Consider the following 14,941-nt stretch of genomic DNA (forward strand, 5'->3'; position numbering starts at 1 on the left):
GTCTCTGATGGTAAATAACCATATTGGTATGACAATGAAGCAATGACAGTTTGAGCCTGCCACGGTAAACATTCAAACTTTGTCGTCTTGGATATTCGATTGTATAAATCAACAATACGTTTTGTCTCTGATTTTTTTACTTTTGATACTAGAATTTCTAATTCAAAATCGTTAACCATAAGAGGATTCTTAATCAAAATAGCTTCAGCTTCACTTTTTTTATAACCAAGATAAGGTGTAAGCTTATCTACCAAAGAAGCAGGGAGACCTAAAGCAATTAAATCTGATTTTGAGCGTGCTCCCAAATCAAATCCTGAAGCAATAGTGACACCACTATTACTATTTTCGACATCAGGAACATATCCTTTCTTTTTTACTCCTTCAAGTTCTTTAATGAAGTCAAAATTGATCATCAATTTACACTGCGGTTTTGACTCCCACCCATCCATCAACGCTTCATCTAAACCTAACAATGTGCCTTGGCCAACAATACCATCAATGGGGCCAATGCTGTATGACGGATGCGTTTGATGGCTGGGTTGATAACTTTTTTGGAACTGCTCAATGGCCGTTTTGGTTTTATTACCGAAATCACCATCGGCTTGCAAATCAAATCTCATTTTGATTAACGCTTGCTGAATCAAGCTCACTTCTTCGCCATTGTTGCCTTTTCTGAAAGCACTGGCCTGTTTCTTCGCTAACTTTTCCAGCTCTTCTGAAGCTTTCAACACATCCGATTGTAGCAGTGACGCTTTATCTTCGTTTTGTGCATCCTCTTTTTGGCTCTCTTCCTGAGCGCTCTTTTCTGCCGCCTTAGATTCTGACTGCTTTTCTGATGATGCAGATGATTTCTGCGCAGCGGATTGTATTGCGGCAGCCTCAAAATGAGTGATCACATTCGCTTGGCCGCTTTGCATGGTCGCGCTAATAGCACTCGCTTGTAATTCGGCCGGAGCTTTCATATCAAGTAGTGGGGTTGCCAACATGGCGGATTGCCCACCATAAGCGCTACCGCTGCCGGCACTTCCGCCAGCATTAAGGTTAATCGCAGGACCAACGATGTGCACGCCACCAGCATCCACTTTGACAAAGCTGCCACCCGCTTTTAAAGTCACTTCAGCCCCAGCTTCTACAACAATTTTAGCTCCCGCTTTAAGGCTGATTTCGCGCCCTGTCTGTATCGCGGTCAGTTTGGCCACTTTATGCTGTAATGACCCGCTAACCTCTACACTGCTATCTTGGGTTATGTTATCGCGGCTTTCGCCCTCCACCGTGAGGTGATGGTTATGTTTAACGTGCGTGAATTGGTCGTTATCCACCGTGAGGTGCTGGTCGTGCTTGATGTGCGCCGTGGCATCATTGAGCACCAAGGCGTCTAAGTCTTTTTGCGCGTGTAGGTAGATTTTCTCTTGCGCTGCTTGGTCTTCAAAGCTCAGCTCATTAAACCCTTGCCCTTGGTGCGTTTCACTGCGCAGCACGGTTTTGGTTTTGTTATCCGGCAGTATGTACGGCGCTTTGTTGGTCGCATGGTAGGTACGGCCTGTGACTATCGGTTGGTCTGGGTCGCCGTTGAGAAACGAGACGATGACTTCATGACCAATGCGCGGAATGGCTATCATGCCGTATTAGCTGCCGGCCCAACCTTGTGAGACGCGCACCCAGCATGAGCTATGTTCATCGCCGTTGGAATATCTGTCCCACGGGAAATGCAGTTTGACGCGGCCATGTTCGTCACAGAAGATTTCTTCGCCATCAGGGCCCACTACCAAGGCCATGCAAGGGCCATCCACTTGAGGTTTGGCGTGCGGTGTCGCACGCCACGTGACATCGGCAGGAATGAGCGTGAATTGGTTGCTGTACGTGGTCGCACCACTGCCGCCCTCTTCTTCCAATGCTTGTGGCTGACGCCCTTGGTGATGCACTTGCACTACAACCCAGTCGCGGTTCGCGCTGTCGTCAAGATGCTCTTGTAAGTCGAACTTTGTGCCTGCTTGCAGGCCAGGATGGTTACTTTTTCCGCTCGCGGTACGCGCTTCTCGTCGTAGGTACTCTAAGCGAATTTGATTAAAGGCTTTGCCGCTAACGTTGTCTTTAAAGCGACCCGGTGCATCAAAGTGCTCGTAGGTCGCTTGCTGGTAATCCATATCGCGCCCTTGCGCTTGCTGAGCAAACGAGTAGCTCGGCTTTTTAAAGCTGTAATCTTGCAGCGCGCTGTGGCTCACTTCGGTTTGGCTGTGTTGCGTTAATTGCGAGACATAAGGGCTCTCCATCACGCCACCCGCAAGGACGTTGTAAGGGATAGGCGTTTCTCGCTTTATCAGGCTTTGGCTGTCGTCACTGAAAAAGAGGGTGTGTTTCCCCTCTTCATGAATGAAGTGATACACCAAGCCCTCTTCGGCGGCTAAGCGGTGCAAGAAGTCGATATCCGTCTCACGGTACTGCACACAAAATTCACGCTGAGCGCACTCACGTTTCAGCGAAAAGGCGTAGTCGTTAATGCCCATTTCTTGCAGTACGATGGAGAGGATTTCGGGAACGGTTTTGAGCTGAAAAATACGGCTGTTTTGGCGCAGTGATAGCCGCTCTAATGCTGGAACTAAGGTCAGTGAGTAAAAGGTGTGATGATGGCCAATATCGCCTTTACTGAACTGGCGCACAATGCCGTGCACGCGCTGCACGACAAGGCCATCACGCAGCATCTCAAGCTGAGCGGTTTTGTCCACCAGCTCCAACGCCGTTAAACCAGATTGGCGACTGGCCAGTTTTATCTCATAGCGAAAACCGTAGCAGCGCTGGCCCGCCTGCGCGCTATCAGACAGCGATTCCACGCCTTGGTATTCACGCACCACTAACGTGTCGTCTGCCAAACCCTCCACGGTGAGCCTAAAACTTAACCTTGCCATTTTTTTCCCTTCCACATTTGAATGTCGAAAAACCTTAAGCTCAATACATAACTAGGCTACGTACTGAGCTTAAGGTTTTGGTGTGGGTCACTCACCCCAAAGACATGAAACACGAGTGAGCGACCCAAAAACTAAGCGTGATTACGCTTCAACAGGCTTGCGCCAGTCGTCAGAGCCTGAAGTACCCGCATTCACGTGATCCCACAGGATTTTACGGTAAGACATAGAAACCGTAACGTTTTGTGTGAAGTCGCCGTTCGCTGGATCTTGGCAATGTGGCATTTCACAGTGGATATCAACGATAGAGGCACTTTCAAGTTTAGTGGTGAAGAAGTTCTCTTGTTTACCTTCGATAGAAGTGCGGTACCATTTTAGCTCAACCGATTTCATCTTCTCGCCAGACGCCAACGCGTTATAAAGAAAAGGAACCGCTTTATTTAGCGCAACGGTGAATTTGAATGGTTTGTGAACACGCTGACCAGAAGGCTGACCTGATTGTGGGTCTGTCGGTACAGTCACAACGTGGTCAAACATTTGAACCAACATTTGATCTTCATGACCTTCAACGAACGCATCGCCGATAGAGTCAGTAGAAAGAGCGCCTGCAGTAATCAGACCCTGAGTTTCGCCTTCAATAGAGATATAACATGGAGTTGGCATTGCAAATTCCTTACTTTAAATGATGAATGGTATGAAACAAGTTCACTCGTCATACAGCAAAGTCAGTGCCAACTTCATCACCCTTTAAAATCAACAACTTAAAAAACCAGCACTCTTGCTTGAGCAAAAACCTGCCCAGAGTGAGCAAAATATTGCTTCGATGGGTAAAAACTTACCCTCACGCGGAGACAGACAGACGGAAAAATCCCGATTCACACTGTAAATCGGGGTTTTGATATTGAGACTGCACAAGAAACCATTCAACTCATTAAATTGCAATGGGATTGGCAACTATACCCTTGTCTCTATCTTATAGAAGAGAGTTGCCAGTGGCGGTACACAGACCAAAATAGATTGGTCTAAACCCTCACTCTCAACGTTTTCAGTCACTATGCTATTTTTGACTTCAAAACCGCTACCGTCATAGTGTCTATCATCCGTATTAAGCAGTAATTGATACTCACCTTTGGCAGGCATACCTAAACGAAAAGCTTGGTGAGGAACAGGGGTGAAATTGGTGATAATTAAAATACGTTCACCGCCGTCACTCATGCGCTCATGCGCAAGAATGCTCGCATCGGCCGCATCTTGTAAGCGCCACTCAAAGCCACGAGGTTCACTGTCTAACTCAAAAAGTGCAGGCTCGGCTTGATACATCTTATTGAGATCTCGCGTTAAATTCTGCACTCCTTGATGGCGTTCAAACTGCAATAAGAACCACTGAAGTTGGTCATCATGATTCCATTCTGCCGTTTGACCAAATTCAGTGCCCATGAAGTTGAGTTTTTTACCCGGCTGGCCATACATGTAACCCATATAAGCACGCAAGTTTGCCGTTTGTTGCCACTCATCGCCGGGCATTTTGTTGTGGATCGAACCCTTGCCGTACACCACTTCATCGTGCGATAGCGACAACACATAGTTTTCACTGTGTGCATAGACTAACGGGAAGGTGATGACGTTGTGATGGTATTTGCGATGGACGGGATCTTCTTTTATATAGGCCAAACTGTCGTGCATCCAGCCCATATTCCATTTGAAACCAAAGCCTAAGCCGCCCATAAAGGTTGGCGCTGAAACGCCGGGAAAAGCTGTTGATTCTTCAGCAATGGTCATAGCATTCGGGAAGTGTTTGTACACTTCTTCGTTCATCCACTTTAAGGTGGCAATCGCATCGTAATTTTCTCTGCCGCCATCCACATTTGGGATCCATTGATCATGGCTGCGTGAGTAGTCGAGATAGAGCATCGAAGCAACGGCGTCTACTCGAATGCCATCGATATGGAACTGTTCAAACCAATATAACGCATTCGAGACTAAGAAACGGCGCACATGTTCGCGGCCAAGGTCATAAATATACGAACTCCAATCTTGATGCCAACCACGGCGCGGATCAGGATCATGGAATAAAGGGGTGCCATCAAAATTGGCTAAGCCATGACTATCGGCAGGAAAATGTGCGGGAACCCAATCGAGCACCACACCAAGGCCGGCTTGGTGACATTGATCAACGAAATATTTAAAATCATCGGGCGTACCAAAACGGCTCGTTGGCGCAAATAAGCCAACGGGTTGATAACCCCAAGAGCCATAGAATGGGTGCTCAGACACGGGCATAAGCTCTACATGGGTATAGCCTAAATCCACCAAATAAGGCACCAGTTGATCAGCCAGCTCACGATAATTTAAAAATTCCCCCGCCGAATTACGACGCCAAGAGCCTACGTGCAACTCATAGAAAGAGAGCGCTTGCTTGCGCTTTTCGGTGATGGGGCGAGCTTGCCACGAACGGTCTTGCCATTCATAGCGACGATGATCGTATGTTACCGAGGCAAATGAAGGGTACTGCTCAGCATAGTGACCCCAAGGATCGGCTTTATGCGGTAACCCTTCACCATGAGGCCCTTTCAATTCAAATTTGTATTGCGTACCTTCGGGTAAGTTGGGCATGAAAATCCCCCAAATACCGTAATCAAGGCGCTGCATTGGATTACGACGTCCATCCCATTGATTAAATGCGCCAATCAAACTGCACGCTTTTGCATGCGGTGCGTAGACTAAAAAACGGATACCTGAGATTTGTTTACCACCACGATCCATAGTTACGAACTGCGAACCCATGTGGTGATACATCGATTTCGGCGTATGTAAATCATCATACTCGGCGTACAAGCCATGGTACTGATATGGGTCATCGATGAGTTGCTCGACACCAGCCCAATCCACCGCTAATTGGTAGTGGGTAAAACGTAAATCAATATCTGATTTGAGAATGAAACCCGACTCATCTTCACGCTCAAGCAGAATGCGGGGTTGATTTTCCACCACCAGCTCAACTTTTTCGGCACCCGGCACCCAAACGCGTAGCGAACCTTGATCGGGTGCGAGGTAAGGGCCTAAAAATGAGAATGGATCTGTAAATGATGCATGGGAAAGTTGGCTATATGCCTGCTTTAGCTTTGAAAGCTTTTTTGTTTTCATATCCCTACTCCTAACCTAACTTTCTTTAAACGTATAAAAATGCCCGCTAAAATGGCGGGCATACTAGCGAGGTTCAGTGTACCGAACTCTGCTGTTACATTGAGTGACCTAGACTAAAATTCTTCATGCCATGATTAAGAAAGATAACACTAAGTCACATCAAGGTTTATTCAGTAAGTGATTATTTACTTACACTCGCTCGCACTTCCGTTAAACGTGCAGCAATTCGATTAACATTATCACGCGCAAACACTTCATCCAAATTCATTGAAAGTTTACGACGCCAGTTAGGGTACTCATTAACGGTACCCGGAATGTTAACGGGCTTATCCATTTCCAACCAATCTTCCAACTGAATACTTAACAAGGTCGATGCACCGGATGCGACGTGCAGTTGCAGCGCCTCACTTAAATAGGAATCCATTGGGACAAGGCTCGCATCACGCCCCACCCCCTCAGGCAAATAACCATGCCATGCCACCGAATCCAAAATGCCTTGTTTACATTTCAAACGATCCTCAAACAAGGTTTCGAGCTGAGATTGATCCGGGTACAAACCAATTTCGCTGCCCATTTTGAGATCATCGCAATGCCAGAAACCACGCAACGTTGGCATATCATGTGTGCACAGTGCCGACATCGACTGAGCGGCGTAATGTTTCGGTGAGATAAAGCCGCCATCTTCTGCGGTTTCAAAGAAGAACACTTTATAAGAGTGAACACCCGCATCGGCTAAAATATCGATGATTTCATCAGGTACTGTGCCCAAATCTTCACCAATCACGCTGCATTGATGGCGGTGAGATTCCAACGCTAAAATCGCGAGCATATCTTGTACTGGGTAGTAGATGTAAGCACCCTTAGTGGCATTTTCACCTTTGGGTACCCACCATAAGCGCAGTAAACCAAGTACATGGTCAATACGCAGCGCACCACAATGTTTCATATTGGCGCGCAGCAGTTTGATATAAGCATCGTAAGCGGTTGCTTGTAAGACTTGTGGATTAAGCGGTGGTAAGCCCCAATTTTGCCCCAATGGCCCAAGAATATCCGGTGGTGCGCCAATGCTGGCGTCTAAAATCAAGTTACCGGCATCAGCCCAAGTTTCAGAGCCAGAATCAGCCACACCCACCGCAAGGTCGCGGTATAAGCCGACCGCCATGCCTTTCTCTTCCGCAAGTGCTTGGGCTTCATTAATTTGACCATCAGCAATCCACTGCAAGTACATGTATAAATGAACTTTATCTTGATTGTCCTCGATAAATTTCTGTACTGCACTGTTTTCAAACCGACGATATTTTTCAGGAAAAACCGGCCAACCCCATACATTCGGATCTTGGGCATGTAAATCGACATGCAGCGCATCGAATGCCGCTTGGTGCACCAAGCTCTCACCACCTTCTTCAACGAAATTCAAAAATGCTTGTGCGCGATCGCTATTTTTATCTAAATGGCGTTTTTTAAATTCGGTGAACAGGAGTGGCAAGACACTCATTTTTAATGTTGCAACTTCGGTATAGTTTACCCAATGCGCTTCACGTACTTTCTGCAGACGTTGCTGAAACTCCGGACTGCCCACTTTTTGCTGCGCATCCGCACTCAAAGCAAATTCAGGCACTGAACTCACGTCAATGTATAAAATATTGAGCCAACGGCGTGACGATGGGCTGTAAGGACTCGCCCCTTCCGGGTTTGCAGGAAAGAGAGAATGAATCGGGTTAAGGCCGACAAAATCGCCGCCACGAGAAGCAATATCCGCCACTAACTGTTTTAAGTCACCAAAATCACCAATACCCCAGTTGTGCTGAGTACGCAGCGTGTAAAGCTGTACACTCGGGCCCCATAACTTTTTACCTTCGATAATAGGCGCTTGTTTGTAACAGGCTTTTGGCGTCACTATCAGCGTGAGCTCATACGGTGCTTTACGGCGTTTCCGTGTCACCAACAGTTTGTGATATCCCCATGCCAAATCGCTTGGCAATGCAAACACTAAAGGGCCACCCTCAGCGCGTTCATCACGAACGACTTGCGATTGAAGATAGCCTTCAAGTACCTCTCCTTGCTCGGTTTCTAAGCGCCAGTTAAATTCGCTTTCACGTGCGCTGGCACCTAGATAAAGTGGCACTTCTACCGCTTCACCTTCACGAATAACGAGAACAGGATCTAATACATCTTTCTTGTGTTTCTTTTCTGCTGATTTCAGCAGCGTTTCATCATTGGTTGTGTCATAGCCCAAAGACGCCAATAAGCGGATAATGGTTTCATCTTCCACTTTCGCTTCGTCGCCCCACGCGCTTATGTAGCTGTCGGCAATGTTCGCCATTGCCGCTACTTGTTTCAATGCGTTTAGTTGTTTCATCGCTTTCTCCGAAGGGACTTCTTTCCCCTTCAAATGGGTAGGGTTTTATTATAATGAGTCACATAGAGCCAAGGCACTAAGGCCTTGGCTTACTTGAAAATTAACGTTTAACGGTTTCTAATTTCCAGATGTTGTTAACGTAGTCACGGATACTGCGGTCAGAGCTGAACTTACCCACCAACGCGGTGTTAAAAATCGCTTTCTTCGCCCAGCCAGCCTGGTCACGGTACTGCTTGTCCATCGCCTGATGTGCTTGTACATACGAGGCGAAATCAGCCAGCACTAGGTATGGATCACCACCATCAAGCAAGCTATCGAACGTGGCTTTCAATTTGCCCGGAGCGCCTGGGGTAAACTCTTCACCCACCAACAAATCCAGCGAAGCCTTAAGCAGCGGATCCGCATTGTAGTAATCATATGGGTTATAACCACTGGCTTTTAATGCTTCGACTCCGTCCACTTCCAAACCGAAGATGTAGATGTTGTCATCACCCACTTCCTCACGAATTTCCACGTTTGCACCATCCATCGTACCTATGGTTAAAGCACCATTTAGCGCCATTTTCATATTACCGGTACCAGATGCTTCTTTACCTGCGGTAGAAATTTGCTCGGATACATCGGCAGCAGGAATGATGATTTCAGCTATGCTCACACGGTAATCAGGAATGAAAACCACTTTTAGCTTGTTGCCAATGCGCGGATCGCTATTTACTTTTTCCGCAATTTTATTGATGGCGTAGATGATCTCTTTAGCTAGGTGGTAACCCGGTGCCGCTTTAGCCGCGAAGAACACCACGCGCGGCGTCATATCGAACGTTGGGTCATTCACTAAGCGATGATACAAAGAAAGAATATGTAACATATTCAAATGCTGACGTTTGTATTCATGCAAGCGTTTGATCTGCACATCAAAGATGGCATTGGTATCAAGCTCAATACCCATGTGCTCTGCGACCCAATCAGCCAAACGCTGCTTGTTGTGTTTCTTGACCGCCATAAACTCTTTTTGGAATTTCGCATCGTCCGCGTATTGAGCAATCTCTTCTAGCTGATCAAGGTGCGCTGGCCACTCAGTACCAATCTTGTCCGAAATAAGCGCAGACAAACCTGGGTTACAAAATTTCAGCCAGCGACGCGGCGTAATGCCGTTTGTTACGTTGTGCAAACGTGTTGGGTAAAGCTCGTGGAATTCTGGGAAAAGATCGCGTTTTACCAACTCCGAGTGCAGCGCCGCCACACCATTAACAGCGTAAGAGCCAACCACAGAAAGGTTTGCCATGCGCACTACGCGGTGGAAACCATCTTGGATGATGGAGAGTTTTTGCTGTTTCGACACATCACCCGGCCACTTAGCACGTACTTCTTGCAAGAAGCGGTGGTTGATTTCGTAAATGATTTCCATATGGCGAGGAAGCAGACGCTGGATCAACGACTCGCTCCACGTTTCGAGTGCTTCAGGCAGTAACGTATGGTTGGTATAAGCGAACGTTTTTGAGCTGATCGCCCATGCCTCATCCCAGCCCATGCCTTTCTCATCAATTAAGATACGCATCAATTCAGGAATGGAAATCGTTGGGTGAGTATCGTTTAGCTGAACGGTTTGATATTTAGGAAGATCCGCAATGGCATGACCCGCCGCCGCATGACGACGTAAAATGTCTCGCATTGACGCCGCACTGTGGAAATATTGCTGCATCAAACGCAGCGTCTTGCCTTTTTCGTGGTTATCATTTGGATAAAGCACTTTGGTAATGTTGCCCGCATCAATCAAAGCATGCTGCGCTTCAAAGTAGTTACCGTTGTTGAAATCCGCCAGTGAGAAAGGTGCAATCGCGCGGCACTCCCATAGACGCAATGGATACACCGTATCGCTTTCATAACCAACAATGGGTAAATCCCAAGGCATTGCTTGGACAAACATACCCGGAACCCAATGACGCTTTTCAACACCATTATCATTGATAACATCAACATGGCCGTAAAAACCAATCTCTTGTGCTAGGTGTGGTCGTGCCACTTCCCACGGGTAGCCTTCAACACAACGCCACGCATCAGGAGCTTCTTGTTGGTGGCCTTCATTAAAAGATTGCTTAAATAAACCATATTCATAATGTAAACCATAACCTACGGTTGGGTACTCTTGCGCAGCGCACGAATCCATGAAACATGCCGCAAGTCGTCCTAAACCACCATTGCCTAAGGATGGGTCGCGTTCTTCTTCTAATAAATCCGTTAGATTCTGGCCTAAACCAGCCATCGCTTCCGTGATTTGCTCATACAGACCCATGCTGATGAGGTTGTTGCCAGTTAAGCGGCCAATCAAGAACTCAAGTGATAAGTAGTTCAGACCCTTAGCGTTAACAATGCGCTGGTCTTGCTCAGTTTCGAGTAGATCAAACGTCGTTAGTTCAGCCAGTGCGCGCCCCATTGCGAGATACCATGAACGGCTATCTGCATTTTCAATGGTGGTTGCATAGGTAGCAGTCAGGTGTTTCTTTACGTTTTCTTGGAACGAGGCTTTATCAAACTTCTTCTGTTGCGTAGGTTTCATTAGCGAAATCTCACTTAGTCGTTTTCATTCATCTTCAGCATATCGTGCATCAGCTACGCAAGGTCGGCATCCTCCTAAAAATGACCTCGTTTAGGAGGAGGGCTCAGGGCGTAGAGAGCGAGCACCACAGTCGCAGTGATCTATCTCTCATTCGTTGCACATAGCGGTTCATAAGCAGTGATTGTGATCACATCACCTTGCTCACTAGCCTAAATACTGCTCATGACGCTCAGGTTTCGATCAGGAATATCAATCTCTCAATATGAGAATTGGCTCTCAAAAAAATGAGCTTCATTTACAAATCACATGAGATTTTGTACATGCTCAGTTTTTATATAGCGCATAACAAAGAAGTTTTAGTGATTAAAATCACAATTATGGGGCGTAGATGATAAGTAAATGTGAATCCTGCAAGAATCTCGGGATGGATCAATAAACGTGCGTCACGACATCAAGTAACATCCATACAAAATGAGTGATAGTTCACTTGTGAACTCCTAAATAATGATGCTCTTCTTACTAAGCACCTCCAAAGCTACGATCAGCTTTTAAGTCAGTAACAAGAACAATAAATGGAATCTGGAAGATGTGGATACCTTCTAAGCTTACTCGCCCCGGCCGCCTACACAACGCCATCGTTCGCCCACGTGTGTTAGAGCTGCTTGCCCAAGCACCTTGCTACAAACTCGTGCTATTTCGCTCGCCTGCTGGTTATGGAAAAACCACCATGGCAGCGCAATGGTTATCAGACAAGACCAATGTGGGTTGGTATAGCATCGATGAAAGCGATAATGATACGTTCCGATTTATCAACTACTTACTGCAAGCGATTAATAAAGCGACTCAGCAAAGTTGTCCAAATGCCCAAAAACTGGCCGAGCGACGCCAGTTCTCTTCTCTACATTCACTATTTAGTGAAGTGTTTTCGGAAATGTCTGGCTTTAACAAAGAGTGCTATGTGGTTCTCGATGATTACCATTTGATCGCCGATGACGATATCCATGAAGCGATGCGCTTTTTCCTCAAACACATGCCAGACAACCTAACGCTGGTCGTCACTAGCCGTGCCACTCCACCATTAGGCACGGCCAACTTGCGCGTACGCGATTTGATGATCGAAATTGGTAACGAGCTACTCGCCTTTGATACCGAAGAAACAACACGCTTCTTTAATCAACGGGTCTCTGATGGCGTGGATGATGATACTGCCAACAACTTGTGCACCTATGTCGAAGGCTGGCCCTCCGCACTGCAATTGATTGCCTTACAAGCACAGCACCAAAAGCGCACGTTGGCGCAAACAGCGGAGTCAGTATCGCAATTTAATCATGCACATTTATGGGATTATTTAGTTGAGGAAGTGTTTGATCTGCTGGATAAAGAAACGCGCCAATTTTTGATGCAATGCTCAGTGCTCGATCACTTTAATGACGTGTTAGTCTCTGCACTCACCAAACGTGACGACGCGCTGAGCATGATTGAGTCGCTCAACCGCTATGGTTTATTCATTTATCCATTGGAAGGTGAGCACAACTGGTACCGGTTCCACAACTTATTTGCGGAATTCCTCTCTCATGAACGCTTGGCTCGCATCCCGCAGCAGGAGCAAGATCTGCATCGTGCCGCCGCGTACGCTTGGTTGCAAGAAGCTACTCCTCATCAAGCGTTGCGTCACGCCACGCTCGCCAACGATACTGACTTACTCGCTACTATCTTGACGCAATTTGGCTGGAAGATGTTCAACCAAGGCGAGCTTTTGGCTCTCGAAGAGGCCATTAACCAACTCTCCCCCACTCAGCTCTATCGCGAGCCTAAACTGTGTATGTTACAAGCTTGGCTGGCTCAAAGTCAGCACCGCTACTTTGACGTTGGGGATCTGCTGACTAAATCGACCAACGAGATGAAAGCGCTCAATGTTCAGCTCAGCACCAAAGAACAAGGCGAATTCAATGCCCTGCGTGCTCAAGTCGCGATCAACCAAAATGAGCCAGAAAAAGCCTTAGAGCTGGCGGAATTAGCACTGAGCCAACTGGATCACACCGTTTACCGCAGTCGTATTGTCGCCACTTCAGTGGTCGGCGAAGTGAATCACGTGCTCGGTCAATTAAGCCGCGCCCTCTCGATGATGCAACAAACCGAAAAGCTGGCACGCCAGTATCAGGTTTACCACCAAGCGCTATGGGCATTACTACAGCAAAGCGAGATCTTGATTGCCCAAGGTTATGTGCAAGCCGCTTTTGAAGTGCAGGATATTGCCTTCAAATTAATTGAAGAGCAGCAATTACAGCAAGTGCCATTGCATGAATTCTTACTACGGATACGTGCCCAAATCCTGTGGTGCTGGAACCGCTTGGATGAAGCGGAAGAGTGCGCTTATAAAGGACTGCGCGTATTGGGCAACCACTCTCCCAGCAAACATCTGCACAGTTATTCTATGCTGGCGCGTATTGCTATTGGCCGTGGTGAACTCGATAAAGCGGGTAAGTTCATCGAACAAATACAGCACTTACTGAAACAATCGACTTATCACGTAGACTGGACAGCGAATGCTTCGCTCTCACTGATTCTATTTTGGCAAGCTCGTGGCAATGATGAAGCAATGTTGCAGTGGCTCAAGACCACCATTCGACCAGAAAAAGCGTGCAATCACTTTTCACAGCTTCAATGGCGCAATATTGCTCGAGTTCAGATTCACTTAGGTCATTTGGAAGATGCGACTCAAACTTTGACGTTTATGCAGCACGAAGCGCAAACTTATCAGTTGATTACAGACCTAAACCGTAATTTGATTCTCGAAGCCGTTCTAGCCACTACAGTCCATAACGAAGAAGTAGCGAAAGAAAAACTCAAGGAAGCGCTACAGTTAACCAATCAAACGGGCATGGTAGGTAACTTTTTAATCGACGGCTCGAAGATTGGCCACTTATTAGAAAAGCTCTCTAGCCGAGCTGAATTAGGCGATTTGGAACGCCACCGAGCACAACAGTTAATGAAGGAGATCTCGACCACTCAGCGCAGCCGATCAATCCATTTTGACGAGGATTTTGTTGAGAAGTTGGTGAATCACCCAAATATTCCCGAACTGGTTCGCACCAGCCCACTCACTCAACGTGAATGGCAAGTATTGGGGCTTATCTACTCTGGGTTTAGCAATGAACAAATTGCACAAGAGCTGGATGTCGCAGGAACCACTATCAAAACGCACATCCGCAACCTGTACCAAAAACTGAATATTGCTAACCGCAAAGAGGCAATCCACACCGCCGAGAATTTATTGCAACTTATGGGCTATTGAGTCGCAGGTATGATCAAAAAGAGCCAGATAATCTGGCTCTTTTCTGTCGTAAAAAATGACGGTTAGAAGGTTTTTGGGGCGAAACCAGTCATCATTTCTAAACGCAGCTCTTTGCCCATTGTTGTCATCGGGTGTACCACGATTAAACCTTTAACTGACTTTTTCAATTGACCTAAATCCGCTTGCTCTGCTTTGGTAAGTTCACGAGAAAATGGCATATCGAGCAAACTCTTACGCTCTTTGCTCACCGTATAATTTTGCTTGTGTTTTGCTTGGGCGAGCTTTTTCGTCAGTTGCTCTACTTCATCGGTAAATTTGCTGATCATTACTTGATCGCCACGACCTTTAGCCGCATCGAGCTTATGACGACACGTATCTAAACGGTTGTTGAGTTGTTGAATTTCATTTTTCAGGCTCATGGTCACTGGCTCTTTGAAAGTAAAGTGGGCGCGGAGTATATCACAGCCTATCTATACTCTATATAGAAATTAAGCTTAAACCGGTGAAATGAAAGCCACTGGCAAGTCATAGAGGGCATAACAACTCTACTTAGCATTCCAATTTGACATAACACCCATTTTTCATATGAAAATATGCTCTTTGTAAGACGCGGTGCCGCAAACTTAGCTAAGCTGTGTTTATAACAGTGTTTATAACAGTGTTTATACCCGTGATCATTGAAGATGCTT

6 protein-coding genes and 1 pseudogene are annotated in these 14,941 nt (G+C 46.6%); 1 reads left to right on the plus strand and 6 read right to left on the minus strand.

Annotated features, from left to right (window positions below; translation table 11 throughout):
- From tssI to VOR_RS0107085, 5 genes and pseudogenes are all read right to left on the minus strand, one after another.
- Positions 1–2,903 (minus strand): annotated as a pseudogene (tssI, locus tag VOR_RS18680) (type VI secretion system tip protein TssI/VgrG); the annotation flags it as partial.
- Between the two features lie 141 nt (positions 2,904–3,044).
- Positions 3,045–3,563, minus strand: coding sequence for an Hcp family type VI secretion system effector (locus VOR_RS0107070; RefSeq protein ID WP_010319010.1), 519 nt, complete (start codon positions 3,561–3,563; stop codon positions 3,045–3,047).
- Positions 3,564–3,854: 291 nt separating this feature from the next.
- The gene (gene glgB / locus VOR_RS0107075; protein WP_010319011.1) at positions 3,855–6,044 is read right to left on the minus strand and encodes a 1,4-alpha-glucan branching protein GlgB; all 2,190 of its coding nucleotides are present in this window, start codon (positions 6,042–6,044) and stop codon (positions 3,855–3,857) included.
- A gap of 181 nt (positions 6,045–6,225) precedes the next feature.
- Positions 6,226–8,403 (minus strand): 4-alpha-glucanotransferase, encoded by a 2,178-nt coding sequence (malQ, locus tag VOR_RS0107080; protein WP_010319012.1) that lies wholly within the window; start codon positions 8,401–8,403, stop codon positions 6,226–6,228.
- A 100-nt stretch (positions 8,404–8,503) separates the two neighbouring features.
- Entirely contained in the window at positions 8,504–10,957 is a 2,454-nt protein-coding gene (locus VOR_RS0107085; protein ID WP_010319013.1) for a glycogen/starch/alpha-glucan phosphorylase, read from the minus strand.
- 586 nt (positions 10,958–11,543) lie between these two features.
- On the opposite strand from VOR_RS0107085, the gene malT reads away from it, so the two are divergent.
- The gene (gene malT, locus VOR_RS0107090; RefSeq protein WP_010319014.1) at positions 11,544–14,252 is read left to right on the plus strand and encodes an HTH-type transcriptional regulator MalT; all 2,709 of its coding nucleotides are present in this window, start codon (positions 11,544–11,546) and stop codon (positions 14,250–14,252) included.
- Between the two features lie 62 nt (positions 14,253–14,314).
- On the opposite strand, the gene VOR_RS0107095 is transcribed toward malT, so the two are convergent.
- Positions 14,315–14,671 (minus strand): YibL family ribosome-associated protein, encoded by a 357-nt coding sequence (locus tag VOR_RS0107095; RefSeq protein ID WP_010319015.1) that lies wholly within the window; start codon positions 14,669–14,671, stop codon positions 14,315–14,317.
- Between the last annotated feature and the right edge of the window lie 270 nt (positions 14,672–14,941).

This window comes from Vibrio ordalii ATCC 33509 (assembly GCA_000257205.1).
Lineage (GTDB): Bacteria > Pseudomonadota > Gammaproteobacteria > Enterobacterales > Vibrionaceae > Vibrio > Vibrio ordalii.